This window comes from Kutzneria kofuensis, assembly GCF_014203355.1.
Classification (GTDB): Bacteria; Actinomycetota; Actinomycetes; order Mycobacteriales; family Pseudonocardiaceae; genus Kutzneria; species Kutzneria kofuensis.
On sequence record NZ_JACHIR010000001.1, the window covers coordinates 6,355,756 to 6,376,364 of the forward strand.

Below are 20,609 nucleotides of genomic sequence, written 5' to 3' on the forward strand. Positions count from 1 at the left end.
TTCTACACCGCTTGCAGGGCCAGCAGGGCCACGTCGTCGTGGTCGCGGCCGGCGAGCCAGTCGTCCAGGCGGTGTTCGACATGCCGGGTGAGGTCCCCGGCGGGCATACCCACCCCGGAGCCGACGGCCTCGTTGAGCCGGTGCGCGCCGAACTGCTCCCGGCCGTCGTTGCCGCCACGGGCCTCGGTGACGCCGTCGCTGTACAGCATGCAGACGTCTCCGGCCGAAAGAGTGACACTGGCCTCGCCGAAGTGGGGATCGGGCAGCACGCCGACGAGGGTGCCGGGCACGGTGATCTCCTCGACGGCGCCGGAGGCGCGCAGCACGACGGGGGAGGGATGGCCGCCGGAGGCCAGCCGGACGCGGAGGGAACCGGACTCGAGGCGTTCCAGCACGCCGACGACCAGGGTGGCGAAACGGTTGTCGGCGCTGGTGAGGATGGCCTTGTTCAACAGGTGCAACAGCTTCGTCGGCTCGGTCTCGACGAGGCGAAGGGCCTCGACGGTGTGCCGGATGCGGCCGGCGAGGGTGGCGGCCTCGACGCCGTTGCCGCAGACGTCGCCGAGCAGAAACAGGACCCGGCCGTCGGATTCCGGGTACACGTCGTAGAAATCGCCGCCGACCCGGATGGTGCTCTGCGCCGGCCGGTAGCACGCCGACCACACCACGCCGGGCACCTCGGGCAGCGGCGTGGGCAGCAGGCTGGACTCCAGGGCCTCGGTGGCCCGCGCCTGCTCGCTGTACGAGTGCGCGGAGCTCAACGCGGCGGCGGCCCGGCTGGCGTAGTCGCGCACGATCTCGAACTGCTCGTCACGGGAATCGTTGTTGGCCAACACCAATGCCCCGGCGTCCAGGCCCTCGTGCCGCAGCGGGACGACGACCACGTTGTCGGGCGCGGCGGAACCGCCGGCCAGCAACCAGTCCAGCCGCGCCCCGGCGACGGGGTGGCCGGGCATCGGCTTGGTCGCGGAACCTGAGAAAGCCTCGGCTAGTGCGGTGACGGAACGCAGCGCGTGCTGACCCATTCGGCCGTGCTCGGTGTCACCGCCCCGGGTGTACCGCCACCACTCGACGCGACCGCGCTTGGCGGGCAGCACGACGGCGCAGCAGTCGCCCAGCGTCGGCACGGCGAGCTGCACGATGCTGCGCAAAGTCTGGTCGCGACGCAGGGAACTGCCCAGCAGCCGGCTGCTGTTGGCCAGAAACCGTGCCTGCGCGCACTTTTCGCACCACGGCTCCTCCGGCTCGGCCGGATCACCGTGCCATGCCACGTGGTCGGCGTCCAATCGGGTGGGTGTCCACCGCCACGGCACGCCCTGGCACGTCGTGTCGACCTCGCCCTGCTCCGAACCGGTGAAACCGGCCACACCGGCCAATTCGACACCGGGCCGCAGATCGGGGAACAGCTCGGCCGCCCGCCGGCTCACCACGCGCACCTGGCCGCGGCCGTCCTGCACGAGCACCGCCTTGTCGGCAGCGTCCAGCAGCGCCTGCCACACGGCGGCGCCGACGGTTTCCTGCCTGCTCAGGGGTATTCCGTCCAACCTCGTTCCGGTCGGTCCCGATCTGGTCGGCACGGGAATCCCGGGTGCGGAGTGCCGGTCGACCACCGCGCCACCTCCAGACTCCTGGCCGGTTTGCGTTCCCAGACTAGCCCGGCGCACTCGGCTGCTCACCATTGCTCGTCTCGTGGCAGGCTAGCGGTCACCGACACGCTATTCGATGGCAGCCGATTCGAGGGAGGCCGACGTGGACACCACCTCGCTGCCGGTCGGGACCAGGCAGTCCGCCGGCGATGACGTGTTCCTTGACCGCCTGCTCAGCGCGATGCGCGACGTGCGGGACGGCAACTTCCGCCGTCGGCTGACCCCGGTCGGCGACGGCACGGCCGCCCGCGTCGCCGAGGTCTTCAACGAGATCGTGGAGCGCAACCAGGACCTGGTCGGCGAGCTGTCCGCCCTGCGTGGCGGGGTGGGCGAGCGGCTGTCGACGGAGCCGTTCACCGGCGGCTGGGCGGTGGCCCGCCAGTCGGTGAACCTGGTGCTGGAGGACCTGCTGTACCCGACGACGGAGCTGAGCCGGGTGCTCGCGGCCGTCGCCGAGGGCGACCTCTCGCAGCGAATGTCCTCGCACCGCAACGGACAACCGCTGCGCGGCGAGGCCGCTCAGCTCTGCGCGACGGTCAACGGGCTACTCGAGCAACTTTCGGTGTTTGCCGAGCAGGTGACGCGGGTAGCCCGGGAGGTGGGCACCGAGGGCAAGCTCGGTGGCCAGGCCGTCGTGCCCGGAGTGGCCGGAATCTGGAGGGATCTCACCGACAACGTGAACCTGATGGCGGGCAACCTCACCGCCCAGGTTCGGGACATCGCCCAGGTGACGACGGCGGTGGCCGACGGCGACCTCAGCCGGAAGATCACCGTCGAGGTCTCCGGGGAGATGCTCGGCCTGAAGAACACCGTGAACACCATGGTGGACCAGCTTTCCGCGCTGGCCGACGAGGTCACCCGGGTGGCCCGCGAGGTCGGCGCCGAGGGCATTCTCGGCGGCCAGGCCACGGTTCCGGGCGTCGCCGGCATCTGGCGCGACCTCACGGCGAACGTGAACTTCATGGCGGCCAACCTGACGTCGCAGGTGCGGTCCATCGCGCAGGTGACGACCGCGGTGGCCAAGGGCGATCTGTCGCAGAAGATCACCGTGGACGTCAAGGGCGAGATGCTCGAGCTGAAGAACACCGTCAACACGATGGTGGACCAGCTTTCCTCCTTCGCGGCGGAGGTCACCCGCGTCGCCCGCGAGGTCGGCGGCGAGGGCCGGCTGGGCGGCCAGGCGACGGTGCCGGGGGTGGCCGGCACGTGGCGAGATCTCACCGATTCGGTGAACTTCATGGCCGGCAACCTGACGTCGCAGGTGCGGTCCATCGCGCAGGTGACGACGGCGGTGGCGAAGGGCGACCTGTCGCAGAAGATCACCGTCGACGCCCGCGGCGAGATCCTGGAGCTGAAGAACACCATCAACACGATGGTCGACCAGCTCTCCGCGTTCGCCGACGAGGTCACGCGGGTCGCCCGCGAGGTCGGCACCGAGGGCAAGCTGGGCGGTCAGGCGACCGTGCGCGGCGTCGCCGGCACGTGGAAGGACCTGACCGACAACGTCAACGTCATGGCGCACAACCTGACCGGCCAGGTGCGCTCGATCGCCCGGGTGGCGGCGGCCGTCGCCGACGGCGACCTGTCCAAGAAGATCGTGGTCGAGGCGGCCGGCGAGGTCGCGGCGCTGGCCGCGACGATCAACGGCATGGTGGACACGCTCCGCGCGTTCGCCGACGAGGTCACGCGGGTCGCCCGCGAGGTCGGCACCGAGGGAATGCTGGGCGGCCAGGCCCGGGTGCCCGGTGTCGCGGGCACGTGGAAGGACCTGACCGACAACGTCAACTTCATGGCGGACAACCTGACCAGCCAGGTCCGCAACATCGCCCAGGTCACGACGGCCGTGGCCCGCGGCGACCTGTCGAAGAAGATCGACGTCGACGCGCGCGGCGAGATCCTGGAGCTGAAGAACACCGTCAACACCATGGTCGACCAGCTGTCCGGCTTCGCCGACGAGGTCACCCGCGTCGCCCGCGAGGTCGGCACCGAGGGACAGCTGGGCGGCCAGGCCGAGGTCGTCGGCGTGACCGGCGCGTGGAAGCGGCTGACCGAGAGCGTCAACGAGCTGGCCGGCAACCTGACCACGCAGGTGCGGGCGATCGCGGCGGTCGCCACGGCGGTGACCGCGGGCGACCTGACCAGGCAGATCACCGTGCAGGCCCGCGGCGAGATGGCCGATCTGAAGGACAACATCAACCGGATGATCGGCAACCTGATGGAGACCACCACGGCCAACCGGGAACAGGACTGGCTCAAGACCAACCTGGCCCGGCTGTCCGGTCTCATGCAGGGCCAGCGGGACGTCGCCGAGCTGGCGTCGCTGATCATGAGCGAGCTCGCCCCGCTCGTCTCCGCCCAGCAGGGCCTGTTCTTCCTGGTCGACGGGGACGTGCTGACCCGGGCCGCCGGCTACGGCGTGCCCGCAGGCGGCCACCACCCGCGGTTCGCGCTGGGGGAGTCGCTGGTCGGGCAGGCCGCGGTGGAGAAGAAGACGATCCGGATGACGTCCGCGCCGCCCGGCTACATCAAGATCACCTCGGGGCTGGGCTCGGCGCCGCCGTCGGACGTGATCGTGCTGCCGGTGCTGTTCGAGGGCAAGGTGCTCGGCGTGATCGAGCTGGCCTCGGTCGGCCAGTTCACCAACGTGCACCGTGACCTGCTGGAACAGCTCAAGGAAACGATCGGCGTCACCGTCAACACCATCCAGGCCAGCTCCCGCACCGACGCGCTGCTCACCGAGTCGCAGCGGCTGGCCCAGGAGCTGCGGGCCCGCTCCGAGCAGCTGCAGGCGCAGCAGGAGGAGCTGCAGCGGTCCAACGCCGAGCTGGCCGAGAAGGCGGCGCTGCTGGCCCGGCAGAACAGCGACATCGAACTGAAGAACACCGAGATCGAGCAGGGCCGCCAGGAGCTGGAGGAACGCGCCCAGCAGCTGGCGCTCGCGTCCCGCTACAAGTCCGAGTTCATGGCCAACATGTCGCACGAGCTGCGCACACCGCTGAACAGCCTGCTCATCCTGGCCAAGCTGATGGCCGACAACCTGGAGGGCAACCTCTCCGACAAGCAGGTCGAGTTCGCCCGCACCATCCACGCCGCCGGCAGCGACCTGCTGCAGCTGATCAACGACATCCTGGACCTGGCCAAGGTCGAGGCCGGTCACCTGCAGCTGGAGCAGACCACGGTGTCCGTCGTGGACCTCGTGGACTACGTCGAGAAGCTGTGCCGGCCGCTGACCGGGCAGAAGGGGCTGGACTTCTCCGTCGCCGTCGACACCGACGTGCCCGACGAGCTGCACACCGACGTGCAGCGGCTGCAGCAGATCCTGCGCAACCTGCTGTCCAACGCGGTGAAGTTCACCCAGGAGGGCAGCATCCGGCTCACCATCAAGCAGGTCGAGCCGAGCCAGGTGCGGCGGTCCACGCTGCGCGCCGCGCCGGCGCGGATCGCGTTCTCGGTCGAGGACACCGGCATCGGCATCCCGTCGGACAAGCTCGGCGTCATCTTCGAGGCGTTCCAGCAGGCCGACGGCACCACCAGCCGCAAGTACGGCGGCACCGGGCTGGGGCTGTCCATCAGCCGGGAGCTCACCCACCTGCTCGGCGGCGAGCTGCAGGTGCGCAGCACCCCCGGCCAGGGCAGCGCCTTCGTGCTGTGCCTGCCGGTGACGCCGCCGCCCGCGCTGCTGGCCGCCGCCTCCGAGCTGCCCGAGGTGGACGAGCTCGAGGAGTCAGTGCTGGTCGAGGACCCGACTCCGACGGTCACCGTCCCGTCGCCGACCGCGCCGCGGTTCCACGGCGAGAAGGTGCTCATCGTCGACGACGACCTGCGCAACGTGTTCGCCCTGAGCACCGTGCTGGAGCTGCACGGGCTGCACGTCGTGTTCGCCGACAACGGCGTGGCCGGGATCAGGGCGCTGGAGCAGTACGACGACATCGCCCTCGTGCTGATGGACATCATGATGCCCGAGCTCGACGGCAACGCCACCATGGCGGCGATCCGGGACATGTCCGCCCACGCCGACCTGCCGGTGATCGCCGTGACCGCCAAGGCGATGAAGGGGGACCGGGAGAAGAGCCTCGCCTCCGGTGCGAACGACTACGTGACGAAACCGGTCGACACCGACCTGCTGCTCAACCTGATCGGGGCATATCTGGACTACGACGTCGACCAGTCCGTGGATCAACAGCAGCAGGCGTGACACCCGCTGTCGCGGTGCCTAGGGTCGGGGGGTGGGCGCCAGCCGGCCGGTTCTGCTGCTGGACGTGGACGGGCCGCTGAACCCGTACATGGCCGACCGGAACCGGCGGCCCGACGGTTACAGCACGTACCGGACCAAACCCAGATCGTGGATCGCCGCCAACCGGCACCGCCCCGAGGCGTTCGTGCGGCCGCTGCGGGTGTGGCTGAACGCCGGGCACGGCGCCCGGCTGCTCGCGCTGCCGTACGACCTGGTGTGGGCCACGACGTGGCAGGACGAGGCCAACGAGTGGATCGGGCCGCCGCTGCAGCTGCCCGAGCTGCCGTGGCTGGACTGGCCGCGGGGGCACGAGGAGGACCCCGACGGCATCCACTGGAAGACCCGGCACATCGTCGACTGGGCCGCCGGGCGGCCGTTCGCCTGGGTCGACGACGAGATCGCGCCCGCCGACCGGGAGTGGGTGGCCACACACCACGCGGGGCCGGCGCTGCTGCACTGGGTGGATCCGCGCCTCGGCCTCCGTGACGAGGACTTCGAGACCTTGGAACGCTGGGCGACCCAATACCCTGCCACCTAGCCCCTGTCAACCCCCTGATGTTCGGAACGGACCATTCCTCAACTCGGAGTTGAGGAATGGTCCGTTCCGAACGCTGACCTGGGGTCAGTTCACGCCGAGGAGGTCCACCACGAAGATCAGGGTCTCGCCCGGCTTGATCACACCGCCCGCGCCGCGGTCGCCGTAGCCGAGGTGCGGCGGGATGACCAGCTTGCGCCGGCCGCCGACCTTCATGCCCGCGACGCCGCGGTCCCAGCCCTGGATGACCCGGCCGCCGCCGAGCGGGAACTGGAACGCCTGGCCGCGGTTCCAGGAGGCGTCGAACTCCTCGCCGGTCGAGTGCGCGACGCCGACGTAGTGGACGTTCACGGTCTGGCCCGGGGTGGCCTCGGGGCCCTCACCGACGGTGATGTCCTCGATGACCAGGTCGGCCGGGGCGTCGCCGTCGTACGGGTCGACTACGGGCTTTTCCAGCGCCATGGCGGAGCTCTCCTCACATGTTTCAGGTGGGCCCACCCTATCGGTCACCGGGTCAGCCACTGCACGTCCCGGAGCCACGGGAGCGTGATGATCAGGATCACCATCAGCAGCGCCGTCGCGCCCACCACGCTCAGCTGCCGGCGCATCAGCAGCTCGCCGGTGCGGTGCGTGATCCGCTCCGGCTCCTCCTCGTGGAACTCGATCGCCTCTTCCGGCCGCAGCCCGGTGTCCAGCCACAACACCAGCCCCACCACCGCGGCAAGGCCCATGACCACGTCGCCGACGGCTTCGCCGCCGAACGCGACGAAGGTGAGGGCCACGACCGGCACCGCGAGATAGGCGACCGCGACCGGTTGGCGGGGCGGCGGCAGCCTGAGCCAGACCAGGAGCGCCGCCACTCCCCAGAGGACGACGGTCGCGATGGTGAGCATGAAGACCAGTGTTGGCATGGCGTCTCCCCCACGGCCGACCATACGGCGATCGACCCGCCGCCAAAGCCGAGATCGGGGTGGGGCATTGCCACTCGACTCAGCGCAGCAGCCCCCGAGCGAAGGCCGTCGCCACAGCCGCCGCCCGGTCCGAGACCCCGAGCTTGGCATAGAGGTGGAGCAGGTGGGTCTTGACCGTGGCCTCGCTGATGAAGAGCTGGGCGGCGGCCTCCCGGTTGGTCGCTCCCTTTGCTATCAGTGCTAGGACTTCGAGCTCACGCTTGCTGAGGTCGTCCTTGGCCGGGGCCCGGACCTGGCCCAGCAGCTTCGTCGCGACGGTGGGGGACAGGACGGCCTCGCCGCGGGCGGCGGCGCGAACCGCGCGGAGCAGCTCGGCCCGGGGGGTGTCCTTGAGCAGGTAGCCGGTGGCGCCGGCCTCGATGGCGGGCAGAACGTCGCTGTCGGTGTCGTAGGTGGTGAGGACCAGGACCCTTGCCCGGATTGCTAGCGCCGCTAGCTTTCGTATCGCCGCTACGCCGTCCATGCCCGGCATACGGAGGTCCATCAGCACGACATCGGGGTCCAGCGACCGCGCGTAGGCGACGGCCTCGGCGCCGTCGGCGGCCTCGCCGACGACCTCGAACTCGGGGTCGCCGGCGAACATGCCGTGCAGCCCGTTCCGCACGACCGGATGATCGTCGACGATGAGCAGCCGGATCGGGTCACTCACCGGGCACGCTCGCCGAGATCGCGGTGCCGGCGCCCGGCTCCGACTCGATGGCCAGGGTGCCGCCGACGCCGTCCATCCGCTGCCGCATCACGGTCAGCCCGAAGCCGCCGTCCCGTCCACGGGCCAGCCCGCAGCCGTCGTCCCGGACATCCAGCACCACCTGGTCGTCCAAATAGGACAGCGTCACGCCGACCCGGGAAGCCTTGGCGTGCTTGGCGACATTGGCCAGCGCCTCCTGCGCCACCCGGAACAGCGCCACCTCCCGGTCCGGGGTCACGGGCCGCGGCCGGCCCTCCGTCGACATCGTCGCCGGCACACCGCTGTCCCGCGACCAGCCCTCGGCCAGTTCCGCCACCGCGTCGACCAATCTGTTGTCCTCCAACGGTTCCGGCCGCAGCGCCTGCACGGATCGGCGCGCCTGGGTCAGGCTCTCCCGAGCCAGCCGGGTGGCCTTCTCCACGTGCGTGCGGTCACCGGTCTGCTCGGCGGCCTGCAACTGCGTGATGATGCCGGCCAGTCCCTGCGCCAGCGTGTCGTGGATCTCCTGGGCCATCCGCTGCCGCTCGTCCAGCACGCCGGCCTCCCGGGCCTGCACCAGCAACTGCTCGTGCAGGCCGGTGTTCTCGGCCAGCGCCGCGGCCAGCTCCTCGCTGATCCGCTGGTGCTTCTCGGTCTGCCGGCCGACCGCCACGCCGGCCCACACCATCGGCACGATCACGTTGATCAGCACCACCCAGCCCGGCGCCTCGGGCCCCTGCACCAGCACGGTCAGCGCGGTCTGCGCGCCGAAACCGACCGCGATCCAGCGCGGCGGCAGCAAGCCGAGCGCCTGCCCGAAGCCGATCGCGCCGAACACCGAGTACCACGAGTTGGCCCACACCAGCGCGACGATGAGCGTCAGCAGCACGACGTAGTAGAGGACCGGCTGCCGCGGCACGCCCCACACCGTCCACAACAGCCACAACGCGGCGGCTCCGGCCAGCGCGAGGGTGACCGGCACCGACTGGTGGGTGTCGTTCATCGGCACGGTCAGCGCCAGCAGAGTGGACACCGCCAGCAGCGCGTAGCTGCTCACCCAGAAGATCAACCGGTCCTTCTCGGTCATGACGAGCTACTCCCAGCGGAACAGCCGGGCCGAGGCGAGCCCGAACACCACCGTGATGGTAGCCAGCACGACCAGATGCGGCAGCTGCGGGAAATGCCCGTCCCACGAGTCGCGCACCGCCTGCATCGTCGCGCCCAGCGGCATGAAGTCGCCGATCCGGTTCAGGAAGCCGGGCAGCGCCTCGCGGGGCGTGAACACGCCGCCGGTGAACATGTTGACGAAGAACAGCAACATGCCGATCGCGGTGGCGATCCGGGCCGTCGGCGCGATCGCGGCCACCAGCAGGCCGACCGAGAACAGCGACAGCGCGCCGAGCACGAACGCCAGCACGAAGCCCAGCGGCTGGCCCGGCAGCGGGTAGCCGATGATCCGGCCGGCCGCCACCACGACGACCGCCATCGCCACGGCGACCGCCGAGCTGACCAGCAGCTGTCCGATCAGGACCTTCGACGGGTGCACGGGCGTGGTGTGGAGGCGGCGCAGGATGCCCTTCTCCCGGTAGCCGGCCAGGATCGTGGGCAGCAGGTTCAGCGACAGGATGGCCAGCGAGAACGAGATCGCCAGGCCGGGGAAGTAGGTGTAGATCGGGTCGTCGCCGGGCGTCACGATCAGCCCGAAGGACACCATGATCAGCAGCGGCAGGCCGAGCGTGGCCGCGACGGCGGCCGGCTCGCGCAGGTACAGGCGCAGTTCCGAGACGGCGATGCGGGTCTGGGCGCTCATCAGTGCGTCTCCTCCAGCTTCCGGCCGGTCAGTGCGACGAAGGCGTCGTCGAGGCTGGCCTGCTCCACCCGCAGGTCGGCGGCGACGATCCGGTGCCGGGCCAGCACGGACGTGACGGCCTGCAGCACGTCGCCGGTGCCGGTGACATGGAGCTGCGGCCCGACCTGGCGCACCGACGTGACCTCCGGCAGGTCGATGAGCAGCCCGTCCGGCACGGGCACGCTCGGCCGGAACCGGATGCGCTGCTCGGCGGCGACCGACGACACCAGCCCGGCCGGCGTGTCCAGGGCGACCACACGGCCGCGGTCGATCACCGCGATCCGGTCGCACAGCCGCTCGGCCTCGGCCATGAAATGCGTGACGAGCAACACGGTGACGCCCTTGCCGCGGATGTCCTCGACCAGGCCCCACGTGTCCCGACGGGCCTGCGGGTCCAGGCCCGTGGTCAGCTCGTCGAGCACGGCGATCTCCGGGTTGCCGACCAGTGCCAGCGCGATGAACAGGCGCTGCTTCTGGCCGCCGGAGAGCTTGCCGAACGGGGTGTTCGCCTTGTCCTGGAGGCCCCAGTCGTCCAGCAGCCGTCGCCAGTCCACCGGGTCGGCGTAGAAGGAGCTGTAGAGCTGCAAAGCCTCCCGTACGCGCATCTTTTCGGGCAGCTGGCTCTCCTGGAACTGCACGCCGATGCGGGTGCGCAGGGCGTCGTGGTCGCGGTGCGGGTCCAATCCGAGCACCCGTACGGCGCCGCCGTCGGGCACCCGCAGCCCCTCGACGCATTCCACGGTGGTGGTCTTGCCGGCCCCGTTGGGACCGAGCACGCCGAAGATCTCTCCTCGTTCGACGGTGAACGACACGTCGTGCACGGCGACGTGATCCCGATAACGTTTGTGGAGCCGGTCCACCTCGATGACGGTCATGGGAAAAGCGTCGCCGCGCAGGCCACGCCGCGGGATCGACCGGGCTGTCGGGCCGGGGTCAACCGATCGGTGGATGCCGGGGTCGGCACGAGCGCCCGCGCGGACTGTGCGAGGATCCCGCCTGAGATCCACTGATGTCCCGAAAGGCGGAGGAGATGGTCGACCACTCGCGCGTGCCGCGACTGATCTTCGCGGTGGTGGGCGTGCTCGTCGCCGTCATCGGCGTCGTCGGGCTGGTTTCCGGGCACGGCGGTTCGCTCGGCGACACCACGCCGGACGCGAACGTCATCGGCCTGCAGCTGAGCCCGCTGCACAGCCTGTTGCTGGTGATCCTGGGCGCGATCGGCGCGCTGAGCACGCTGGTGCGCAGGCTGACCGCGCCGTGGGCGCTGCTCCAGTTCGCGATCTTCAGCGGCCTGTTCTGCTACGGCGTGGCCCAGCCGGACTCGCTCGGCCTGAACCTGGCCGACCACATCCTGCACCTGGTGGTGCTGACCGTCAGCGCCATCTGCGCGCTGCTGGTCGCGGCCCCGTTCATGGGCTCCGACCGGCACTGACAGCCGAAAAGCGCAACGCCACGTGTGACGGCCCGACGGGCCGCACACGTGGCGTTCGCACGTTCTGCCCGGGACGCTACATGGTCGCCGTCGGCGGCTGCTGAGTGGCGAGGGTGAACGTCGGGTTGCCCTGGTCGTCCACATTGGCGTCCAGGATCTTGTCGTCGAGATAGGCGGCGGCCGAGTCGTCCAGGAACAGCCGTGCGCCTTCGCCGGCGATGACTCGGTCGGCGTCGTCGGGCTGGGGAGCCAGGGCGAGCGCGAGACGGCCGTTCTGGTTGGCGATGCGCAGCCCGGTCCCCTCGGGCACGCCGTCGTCGCTGGTCAGACTGCGCACGACCTCCACGGCGGTCGGCGTGAGCGTGAGCATGGATTCTCCGTTCGACGTCGGTTCCGGTCCGGAATGGGCCACGCTAGCGCCGTCTCACCCGCGTCGCAGCCCCAGGCACGCCACTGTCCTTTGTGGACCACTGAACCCCGGTGGTCAAAGCACTTGACAGCGACGGGAAATTTTCTGGTTTGCCGGTCGGCCTGATTGGGCACACCGAATTCGGGTGCGGGAACGGATATGGGCGCGCACAGGTCGGGGGTGCGCGCCCATACCGCCGTGCGATCCCCATGTTTTCGCCGGGCGAGCAGGGGTAGTCCTCCATCGAGGACGGAGGCGAAAACTGATGACCAGTACAGTGAAGTTGGCTACCGGTGCGGCGATCGCCGCTGGGTGTGCCGTCTGGGCGATGGCGACGCCGGCTCAGGCCGCGCCGTCGGCCCCGTGTTCCGCGGCCGCGCGGGCGTGCGTCGACCTGTCGACACACCAGGCGTGGCTGATGCGCGGCGGAGTCGTGACCTACGGACCGGTGCCGGCGATGCCCGGCATGGCGAGCGCGCCGACGGATCCGGGCACCTTCCGCGTGACGTTCAAGGATCTGCACCACCGCAGCACCATCTTCAACAACGCGCCGATGCCGTATTCGGTGTTCTTCAACGGGGGCGACGCGTTCCACGAGGGCAGCCTGAGCGAGCCCTCGCACGGGTGCGTGCACCTCTCGCACACCGCGGCCGCCACGTTCTACAACAGCCTGAAGCCGGGTGACGTGGTTCAGGTGGTGCCGTGATTCGACGCTCGGGGCGCGCGAACCGCGCGCCCCGAGCGTTTTTCCTTACAGGGCACCGAGTCCGTTGGGCGTGCCGAGGCCGGTCGGGCCGTCGTATCCCGTGCCGGCGGTGCACAGGTAGTCACCGCCGCAGTCCCAGTGCTTGTTGCTGCCGGTCGTCACGTCGTTCAGCGCGCTGGTGTGCTGGTAGATGTACTTGGCGTTGCCCAGTTTCGCGGCGTTGCCGGCCAGCGCGATCATGGACGCGATGATCGGCGAGGACGCGCTCGTGCCGCCGGAGACGTACCACTCGCCGCTGGAATAGACGGCGGGACCGGTGGCCGGGTCGGCGACCGCCGAGATGTCCGCGATCGTCCTGTTCGGACAGTTCTTGTCCTTCTGCCACGACGGCTTGGCCACGTAACCGGAACAGCCGGAGCCGGCCTTCTGCCACGCCGACTCGGTCCAGCCGCGGGCGTTGCCGGCCTTGGTGAGCGTGGTGCCGCCGACGGAGATCACCGTGCTCAGCGACGCCGGCCAGCTGGCCTCCAGGAAGCCGGAGTCACCGCTGGATGCGGTGATCGCGACACCTGGCTTGGCGAAGTCGGCGGCGTGCGACATCGAGCTGGTGCTCTCGTCGCCGCCGAAGCTGTTCGACACCGCGACCGCGCCCGAGGCAGTGGCGGCCGTCTCGGCCCTGGCCAGGTCGACGGTGTCGGAACTGTTGGCCTCCACCAAAACGATGTGGCAGGCCGGGCATACGGCGCTGACCATGTCCAGGTCCAGCGAGATCTCGTCGGTCCAGTCGTCCTCCGGGTCGACCGGCGGCAGCGGGGCGGTCTTGCCGTTCTGGTTGAGGAGCGTCAGGCAGCCGTTGGCGATCGTGCAGGCCGGCAGCCCGTAGGTCTGGCGGTAGACGGCGAGGTCGGCCTCGGCGGTGTCGTCGCCGTTCGCGTCCACGATCGCGACGGTGCCGTGCTTGGCGTCGGCCGGGATGTTGTACGCGGACTTGAGGTCGGCCGGCGAGAGGCCGTCCGGCAGCTTGGCCGCGGACGGTTGCCACTTGGCCGCGGCGGCGAGGGCAAGGCAGCGAGCGTGGCCACGCTGTGCGTTGGCGCACACGGGATGGGCGCCGGCGGTGGGAATGGTGTCCTCATCGGACGGTGCCGTGGCGATGCCGTTCGGGGCGTTGACCAGGGCGGCGTTGTGCACGGTCTCGTCCAGGATGCTGCCGGCCTTGTCGACGGCATGGAACCGCACCGCCAGGTAGCCGGGCTTGGTCTCGGCGGGCACGGTGAAGGCGCCGCGCGCGTGGTGGCCGTCGGTCAGCGTGACGGCCGTCGGCTGCCAGGTCTTGCCGTCGTCGTAAGAGACATCGGCGGTCACGGCGGCGACGTCCGAATCGGCCGCGCCGGACTGGTGGTGGAAGGTGAGCGACACAGTTGCCTTGCCGGGTGCGATGTTGTCGTGGCTGTCCTCGCTGAAACCCGCGCCGGCGAACAGGATCGGTACTGGACCGGTCGACGTGGTGGAGTCGAAGCCCCAGGCGATCTGGGTGTGTGTGGACAGGGCGGTGGTGTCGGTGCCGTGCGTCGCGTCGATGGCGTAGACGTAGTGGTGCCTGCCGGCGGCCAGCTTCTGGTCGAACTCGTAGCCCTCGGTGCCGCCGCTGTAGATCTGCTTGCCGTCCTCGGACAGCGTGGTCGGACCGTCGCTCCACTGGCCGATGTCGCCGGAGAAATCGGTGTCCATCACGCCGATGCCGTGCAGGGTGTCGCCGTCACGGCAGAGGAAGCACGGACCGTCCACAGTCGACGGTGTCGGCGTGATCACGCCGCCTCGCCAGGTCAGCGACACGTGCTGGCCGGGCTTGAGCGCCAGTGTGCGCTGAAGGTTGGTGTAGGGGCTGCCGTTGGGGTTGAAAGTGCCTTCGTAGTCGAAGGAGGCGTCCGTCGACACGTAGTGCCGGTCGGAGCTCGGCGCGTGTACGGGAACGTAAGGCGTGCTGGGCAGCGCCGGATTGCCGGGGCCCTGGCCGTGCAGCACGAAGTCGTCCCAGGTGATGGCGTTCTGGCTCGGCTGATCGGTCACGAAGGTGTTGTCGATCGTGGCCAGGCTCGAGGCGGCGACGTTGTAGGTCTGGTTGGCGCCGATGGAGTCCGTCTTCGGCACGGCCAGGGCGTAGCTGTACGGGGCGATCGCGGCGGCGGGGGACACGCGGCGGCCGGCGGCGGAGTACTGCAGCGTGCCGTACTTCGGCTTGGCCGCCTGGCCGACGTAGAACCGGGTCCCGGCCAGCGCACCGATGTCCAGGGTGGCCAGCTTCGTGCCGAGACCGCGGCTCCAGCCGATGACAGTGGCGCTTTCGACGCTGGGCAGCGGCGTCGTGAACGACACCGGCGATGCCTTGCGGCCGTCGAGAGCGACCGTGGTGCCGGCGGTCGGCACGGTGACGTCGGTGACCGACAGGAGTTCCGTCTCGGTCGGGTTGTCGTTGGCGTCGGTCTCGAAGGCGGCGACGGCGACGCTGTAATGCCCGGCCGGCACGGCAATGCGTGAATCGCCGGTGAACATCAGGCCGTCCCACATCGCCCGGCCCGGGTCATCGGTGTTGATCACGACGACCTCGGCCGCCTGCACCGGCTTGCCCTCGTGGTCCACGGCGGTGACGTGCAGCGGCGCCATCACGTAGTTCGGGTGCGCGGCGGCGGGTTTCGGCCCGCCGATCTCGAACGCGTCCAGCGAGCTGATGTGACCGATCGCGCTGGCCGGCACGACGGTCGGGCGGCCGTCCAGCCACGTCGTGACGGCGGCCGCGCTGTGCCCCGGCGCGGGGAGGAAGTCGGCGCGGTCGCCCTGGATCCGCACCTGGTCCCCGGTCGGCAGCGCGTAGACGCCGGGCCGGACCGGCGGCGTGGCGGCCTGGGCGACCGGGGTGACCACGGCGGCGGCCGCGAGAACCAGTGGGGCGGCGGCGAAGCCGGCTGTCAGCCGGCGTCCGGTGAAGCGCACGCGAGAACTCCGTCCTGTGGCGGTGTCGTGACCGCTCGGGCGGGGCGGAGCCGCTGGCGAGCCGCTCTCACTTCTACGAGAGACGGCGCCGATGCGTCAAGAGAGGGCTCGGAGTGTTTCGGGCAGATGTGGCCGTACGATGCCAACAGAACGGGCAAAACGGGCGATGACATCCGATGTTCAGACCAATTCACCGACGTGATCAGCGCGGACGTCGAATGATCGGCTCGACCGAACCGGGCGCTGGCCGCTCGGCGACCACCGCCCGCCGGTCGTCGCTCAGGGTCACGATCCGGCCGGAAACGAAGATCGCGATTGGCATCATGGACCGATGGCAACACAGCGCGACGCCGAGAAGCCGGCGCGCAAGATCATCCACCTGCACCGCCTGTTCGACCGCAAACCCGATGGGGCGCAACGGGAAAACCGCCGGGAAACCGACTCCGACGCGGTCAGCGACCGTACGGTGCGACCAGGTGGGCGGGACTGAGCATGGCCGAGAACGGCTCCGTCACCTCGACGATGTCGTCACCGACCGCGGTCACGATCTGGCTGTACACCCCGTCCCGCAGCGCCAGGCAGCGCAGCTCCGGCACCGCCGGATCCACCACCCAGTAGTTGGGGCAGCCGGCCTCCTGGTACTTGGCCCGCTTGAGTTTCAGGTCGACCAGCCGGGTGCTGGGCGAGAGCACCTCCACCGCCAGCACCGGCACGCCGGCCAGGTGCGTCGGGGTGAAGTCCTCGCGCCGGCCGACCACGACGTCCGGGATGAACACCGTGTCGTCGGCGAGCACGACATCGACGGGGGCCGGCAGCACCTCCAGGTGCGCCGGGCAGTTCATCGTCAGCGCGATCAGCAGCCGCGCGACGATGCGCTGGTGCAGTGGCCGGGGCGACGGGCTCATGACGAGCGTCCCGTCCACGAGTTCGTAGCGGTGCCCATCATCTGGCATCGCCTCCAGGTCCGCCCGCCTCAGCGGCCTACCGTGGGGAAATGCAGGAACATCTCCCATGGTGAGCCTCCTCGTGCCGACGATCCACCCGCCCGGCAGCGTACCCGCGGCGGACAGAGGCGACTTCCGCGCGAAATCCTCTTGAACCGACGGAGTTTAGCGACCCGACCGGCACAGCGCCGGTCCTGGTTGCCGCGATGATCACCGCCGCGCGCTGCGCACGGTAGCCGATTCGGCGGCAACCGTTGCGCCGCACGGGCGGTCGGCGGCTGTCCGGGTGATTTTGCCGGCAATAGCCCGAACGGCCGACTGTCGAGTATCTGCGCTGGCTGACGCCGTTCTCTTGCGACACGGTCGTGTCACGGTCGGCTACCGGGCGAGTCTCGCCACCGACGCCAGGGTGAAACTACGTGAGGGTCTTGCCCTTGGTCTCCGGCAGCGTGAGCACCACCAGGAAGCCGATCACCGCGATCGCCGCGAGGTACCAGAAGAACAGCGTGGACAGGCCGGCCGCGGCCAGCGCGTTGATCACCAACGGCGCGGTGCCGCCGAGCAGTGCGACCGTGATGTTGTACCAGGCGCCGATGCCCAGCGCGCGGACCTCGGTCGGGAAAAGCTCGCTCATCAGCGCCGGCGCGATCGACGTCTGCGCCGTGTACAGGCCGAGCCCCACGCAGAACACCACCGTGAGACCGGCCACGCCCGGGCCGATCAGCGCCGACAAGGGGACGCTCAGCACCGCCGTCGCTCCCGTGAAGACGAGTAGCTGCGGCCTACGGCCGAACCGATCAGCCAGTGCGCCCAACGGGTATTGCAGCGCGACGAACAGCGCCGTGCCGATGGACAACGCCAGGAACACGTCCTGCGCCGCCGCATGCCGGCTCGTCACCGCGAACGGCGTCAACGCGCTGAAGTACGTGTAGTAGACCAGCGTCGACACCGCCGTCGTGCCGACCAGCCAGCCCACCGCCTTCGGGTGCTCCCGCAGGGTCGTGCGCAACGGGTGCGTCACCTTGATTTTGTTCTGCGCGAACGGTTCCGTCTCGCGGAGCGTGGTGCGCAGCACCAGCCCGACCAGCCCCAGCACGCCGCCCACCGCGAACGGGATCCGCCAGCCGTACGAGGTCAGCGTCGCCGTCGACATCGTGTGCGACAACAGGAAACCGAGCACCGACGCCAGCAGCACGGCCGAACCCGTTGAGATGTAGAAGAACGACGAGTAGCGGCCGCGGCGGTCCGGCGGCGCGATCTCCCCCAGGTACGCCGACGCGTTCGACACCTCACCGCCCAGCGACAACCCCTGGGCGATTCGCGCCAGCAGCAACAGCACCGGCGCCAGCCAGCCCGCCTGCTGGAAGCCCGGCAGCACCGCGATCAGCAGCGAGCCGCCGGCCATCAGCAGGATCGTGCCGATCATCGCCGGCTTGCGCCCCCGGACGTCGGCCCACCGCCCCAGCAGATAGCCGCCCAGTGGCCGGAAGAAGAAGGCCAGCGCGTAGGTCGCCGCGGTGTTGATCTGCGCCAGCACGTCGTTGCCGGCCGGGAAGAACACCTTCGCGAAGTAGATGCTGAACGTCGCGTAGATCGTCCAGTCGTACCACTCGATGGCGTTGCCGACCGACGCGGCGACCAGGACGCGGACCGGGAGCCGGTGGCGGCTGAGCTGCTCCGTCATGGCCGAATCGTGCCAGTCGTCGCTGTTCGCCGCTGGTTTGACAGTTGACGAACCGGGACTCTTCGGGACCGTTCGTTGACGTTTCGCGAGCGTGGGCAGAAGTCTGTGAGCACCTGACGAACGGAGATCGACGGTGCGCGACTTCCTCGACCGGCGGACCCTGTTGCGGTCGGCCGCCCTCACCGGCATCGCGCTCGGCGGCGCGGCGCTGGGCGCCGGCTCGGCCGCCGCGGTCACCGTCCCGACGATCAGCGGCTGCGCGGCCTGGGGCGCGCGGCCGCCCGCCGACCCACTCACCGTGCTGCCGCACAGGCCGGTGCGGATCCTCGTGCACCACACCGACACCCCGAACAGCACCGACTACTCGCAGGCGCACGCCTTCGCGCTGGCCCGGTCCATCCAGGACCACCACATGGACGACAACCACTGGAGCGACACCGGCCAGCACTTCACCAACACCCGCGGCGGCTACCTGTTGGAGGGCCGGCACAACAGCCTGTCCACGCTGCGCGGCGGCACGGAGATCGTGCGGGCCGCACACTGCCCCGGCCAGAACGACATCGCGATCGGCATCGAGAACGAGGGCAACTACATGACCGTCCAGCCGCCGGCGAAGCTGTGGAACTCGCTGGTGACGCTGTGCGCGTACGTCTGCTCGCAGTACTCGATCTCGCCGAACGCCATCCAGGGCCACCGCGACTACCGCGACACCGACTGTCCCGGCGACGTGCTCTATTCGATGTTGCCGCAGCTGCGCAAGGACGTTGCCAAGAAACTGGGAGGATAGCCATGATAGGCAAGGCATTACTGGTCGCGGCCGCGGTGCTGGGCCTCGGAGCCCCGATCGCCGTCGCCGCCCCCGCGGCCCCCGCCGCGGCGACCTGCGCGAGCCCCGCCACCAGCAACCCGCGCACCTGCGCGCAGGCCGTCACCTGGGCCAAGAACCATGTCGGCGCGACCAGTTCCGACTACGACCACCGCTGCGACCACGTCGTCGCGCTCGCCTACGGCCGGTCCGCCAGCGGCCACGCCAGCGCCGCGCAGCACTGGAGCTCGATGCCGTCCCAGTACAAGCACTCCGGCACCACCGTGCCCGCCGGCGGCCTGGCGTTCTTCAGCATTCCCGGCAGCTCCTACGGCCACGTGATGATCTCCATCGGCGGCGGCAAGTTCGTCTCCAACGACATCGTGGCCGCCGGCAAGCTCAGCGAGACCACGATCGCCACCATCCAGAGCAAGTGGGGCGGCCACTACCTGGGCTGGTCCAACCCCTGGTTCTAGAGTCGGCTCGGGACGCGGCTGCGGGCGGCGAGCCCGAACAGCAGGACGGGCAGCACCAGCAGGCCGGCGGCCAGGCTCAGGCCGCTGTAGGTGAGCAGTGACAGGACCACGCCGGACAGGGCGGCGCCGATCGCGCCGACGAGGCTCATGAGCAGATCGGAGACGCCCTGTACGGCTGGTCGTCGCGCCAGTTCAACGGAATCGGCGACGAGGGTCGAGCCGGCGACGGTGGACATGGACCAACCGGTGCCGAGCACGATGAGGGCGACGGTCACCCGGGTCATGGAGTCGCCGGAGGTGGCGGCGAGCAGAACGGCCAGCACGAGCACGGCCTGGCCGGCCAAGGCGGTGCGGACGCGGCCCCAGCGGTCGGAGATCCAGCCCATCACCGGGGAAAGCGCGTACATGCCGGCGATGTGCAGGCTGATGGTGAGGCCGATGATCGTCAGGGTGGCGCCGTGTTCCTGCATGTGCACGGGAGTCATGGCCATCAGCGACACCATCACGGCATGTGAGAACGCGACGGTGGCCACGCCGAGCCGGGCCGGCGCGGAGGATCTGAGGACCTCCCAGCCGACGCGCAGGTTGCGGCCGCGGGACCCGTTGCTGGCCAACGGATCGGGACGCAGCGCGACGAACAGCACGACGGTGGCGACGGCGGCGGCCACCGCGGAGAACACGAACGGGCCGGAAAGCGGTGGGATGCCGAGGAATTCGGCGACCGAGGCGCCCGGCTTGGTCAGGTTCGGCCCGGCGACCGCGCCGATCGTGGACGACCACACGACCAGCGCCAGCGACCGGCCACGGTGGCGGGGATCGGCCAGGTCCGTGGCGGCGAAACGGGACTGAAGATTCGCGGCGTTGCCGGCGCCCATCAACAGCATCGCCGGAAGTGTCAACGGAAACGAGCGGCCGACCGCCGCCACGATCACCAGCACGGCGCCGAGCAGCGACACCACCCAGCCGAGGCTGAGCGCGAGCCGCCGCCCGCGCGCGGCCGCGATCCTGGCCAGGGGTAACGCCCACAGCGCGGCACCGAGCGTGCTCATCGTGGAAGCGCTGCCGGACCACGCGGCGGACCCGGACAGGTCGGCGGTGAGCACCGCGCCGACCGACACCGACGCGCCGATCCCGATGCTGCCGGCGATCTGCGCGGCCACCAGCACAGTCAGCGTTCTCCGTTGTGACACGTGCCGACCTTAGATCGTGCACGGGCCGAAAGTCCTGCCATTACGGGCAGTGACGCGAAGCGGGCATATC

The 20,609-nt window shown here is 70.0% G+C and carries 19 protein-coding genes; 6 read left to right on the top strand and 13 right to left on the bottom strand.

Translation table 11 applies throughout. The features are described 5' to 3' along the window. Nucleotides 1-2: 2 nt before the first annotated feature. Entirely contained in the window at nt 3-1,544 is a 1,542-nt protein-coding gene (locus BJ998_RS29430) for a PP2C family protein-serine/threonine phosphatase (protein ID WP_184866598.1), read from the bottom strand. 283 nt (nt 1,545-1,827) lie between these two features. Between BJ998_RS29430 and BJ998_RS29435 the strand changes: the two genes are divergently transcribed. Both BJ998_RS29435 and BJ998_RS29440 read left to right on the top strand, forming a co-directional pair. Continuing rightward, nucleotides 1,828-5,841, top strand: coding sequence for a HAMP domain-containing protein (locus BJ998_RS29435; protein WP_246489641.1), 4,014 nt, complete (start codon nt 1,828-1,830; stop codon nt 5,839-5,841). Between the two features lie 31 nt (nt 5,842-5,872). Then, a complete protein-coding gene (locus BJ998_RS29440) occupies nt 5,873-6,418 on the top strand; it encodes a hypothetical protein (RefSeq protein WP_184866600.1) in 546 nt (181 codons plus the stop codon). Nucleotides 6,419-6,502: 84 nt separating this feature from the next. Here BJ998_RS29440 and BJ998_RS29445 read toward each other — a convergent pair whose 3' ends face one another. The 6 genes from BJ998_RS29445 to BJ998_RS29470 form a co-directional block, all read right to left on the bottom strand. Further along, complete coding sequence (locus BJ998_RS29445; protein ID WP_184866601.1) at nt 6,503-6,877, bottom strand: FKBP-type peptidyl-prolyl cis-trans isomerase; 375 nt, start codon at nt 6,875-6,877, stop codon at nt 6,503-6,505. 44 nt (nt 6,878-6,921) lie between these two features. Beyond that, entirely contained in the window at nt 6,922-7,326 is a 405-nt protein-coding gene (locus BJ998_RS29450; protein ID WP_184866602.1) for a hypothetical protein, read from the bottom strand. 79 nt (nt 7,327-7,405) lie between these two features. After that, nucleotides 7,406-8,035, bottom strand: coding sequence for a response regulator (locus BJ998_RS29455; protein ID WP_184866603.1), 630 nt, complete (start codon nt 8,033-8,035; stop codon nt 7,406-7,408). Beyond that, nucleotides 8,028-9,140: a sensor histidine kinase gene (locus BJ998_RS29460; RefSeq protein WP_184866604.1), complete on the bottom strand. Its 1,113-nt coding sequence runs from the start codon at nt 9,138-9,140 to the stop codon at nt 8,028-8,030. The genes BJ998_RS29455 and BJ998_RS29460 overlap by 8 nt, the downstream gene beginning before the upstream one ends. A gap of 6 nt (nt 9,141-9,146) precedes the next feature. Beyond that, complete coding sequence (locus tag BJ998_RS29465; RefSeq protein ID WP_184866605.1) at nt 9,147-9,863, bottom strand: ABC transporter permease; 717 nt, start codon at nt 9,861-9,863, stop codon at nt 9,147-9,149. Continuing rightward, entirely contained in the window at nt 9,863-10,777 is a 915-nt protein-coding gene (locus tag BJ998_RS29470; protein WP_184866606.1) for an ABC transporter ATP-binding protein, read from the bottom strand. Before BJ998_RS29470 ends, BJ998_RS29465 begins: the two co-directional genes overlap by 1 nt. A 134-nt stretch (nt 10,778-10,911) precedes the next feature. Between BJ998_RS29470 and BJ998_RS29475 the strand changes: the two genes are divergently transcribed. Further along, nucleotides 10,912-11,334 (top strand): DUF4383 domain-containing protein, encoded by a 423-nt coding sequence (locus tag BJ998_RS29475; protein WP_184866607.1) that lies wholly within the window; start codon nt 10,912-10,914, stop codon nt 11,332-11,334. 76 nt (nt 11,335-11,410) lie between these two features. Here the strand turns inward: BJ998_RS29475 and BJ998_RS29480 are convergent, their stop codons facing one another. After that, nucleotides 11,411-11,704 carry a hypothetical protein gene (locus BJ998_RS29480; RefSeq protein WP_184866608.1) on the bottom strand — a complete coding sequence of 98 codons (294 nt, stop codon included), beginning with the start codon at nt 11,702-11,704 and terminating at the stop codon, nt 11,411-11,413. Nucleotides 11,705-12,008: 304 nt separating this feature from the next. Here BJ998_RS29480 and BJ998_RS29485 point away from each other — a divergent pair, with 304 nt between their 5' ends. Beyond that, complete coding sequence (locus BJ998_RS29485) at nt 12,009-12,449, top strand: L,D-transpeptidase (RefSeq protein WP_184866609.1); 441 nt, start codon at nt 12,009-12,011, stop codon at nt 12,447-12,449. Nucleotides 12,450-12,494: 45 nt separating this feature from the next. On the opposite strand, the gene BJ998_RS47745 is transcribed toward BJ998_RS29485, so the two are convergent. The 4 genes from BJ998_RS47745 to BJ998_RS29505 all read right to left on the bottom strand — a co-directional run bounded on the left by BJ998_RS47745 (nt 12,495) and on the right by BJ998_RS29505 (nt 18,068). Then, on the bottom strand, nt 12,495-15,440 hold the full coding sequence (locus tag BJ998_RS47745; RefSeq protein ID WP_246488680.1) for a S53 family peptidase: 2,946 nt from the start codon (nt 15,438-15,440) through the stop codon (nt 12,495-12,497). 202 nt (nt 15,441-15,642) lie between these two features. After that, a complete protein-coding gene (locus BJ998_RS29495) occupies nt 15,643-15,858 on the bottom strand; it encodes a hypothetical protein (protein WP_184866610.1) in 216 nt (71 codons plus the stop codon). A 34-nt stretch (nt 15,859-15,892) separates the two neighbouring features. Beyond that, a complete protein-coding gene (locus tag BJ998_RS29500; protein WP_246488681.1) occupies nt 15,893-16,393 on the bottom strand; it encodes a Uma2 family endonuclease in 501 nt (166 codons plus the stop codon). Between the two features lie 406 nt (nt 16,394-16,799). Further along, nucleotides 16,800-18,068 carry an MFS transporter gene (locus BJ998_RS29505; protein ID WP_184866612.1) on the bottom strand — a complete coding sequence of 423 codons (1,269 nt, stop codon included), beginning with the start codon at nt 18,066-18,068 and terminating at the stop codon, nt 16,800-16,802. 133 nt (nt 18,069-18,201) lie between these two features. On the opposite strand from BJ998_RS29505, the gene BJ998_RS29510 reads away from it, so the two are divergent. Both BJ998_RS29510 and BJ998_RS29515 read left to right on the top strand, forming a co-directional pair. Beyond that, a complete protein-coding gene (locus tag BJ998_RS29510) occupies nt 18,202-18,855 on the top strand; it encodes a peptidoglycan recognition protein family protein (protein ID WP_184866613.1) in 654 nt (217 codons plus the stop codon). Between the two features lie 2 nt (nt 18,856-18,857). Next, nucleotides 18,858-19,349 carry an NlpC/P60 family protein gene (locus BJ998_RS29515; RefSeq protein ID WP_184866614.1) on the top strand — a complete coding sequence of 164 codons (492 nt, stop codon included), beginning with the start codon at nt 18,858-18,860 and terminating at the stop codon, nt 19,347-19,349. Here the strand turns inward: BJ998_RS29515 and BJ998_RS29520 are convergent. Continuing rightward, nucleotides 19,346-20,539: an MFS transporter gene (locus BJ998_RS29520; protein ID WP_184866615.1), complete on the bottom strand. Its 1,194-nt coding sequence runs from the start codon at nt 20,537-20,539 to the stop codon at nt 19,346-19,348. The two genes, BJ998_RS29515 and BJ998_RS29520, sit on opposite strands and share 4 nt — an antisense overlap. Between the last annotated feature and the right edge of the window lie 70 nt (nt 20,540-20,609).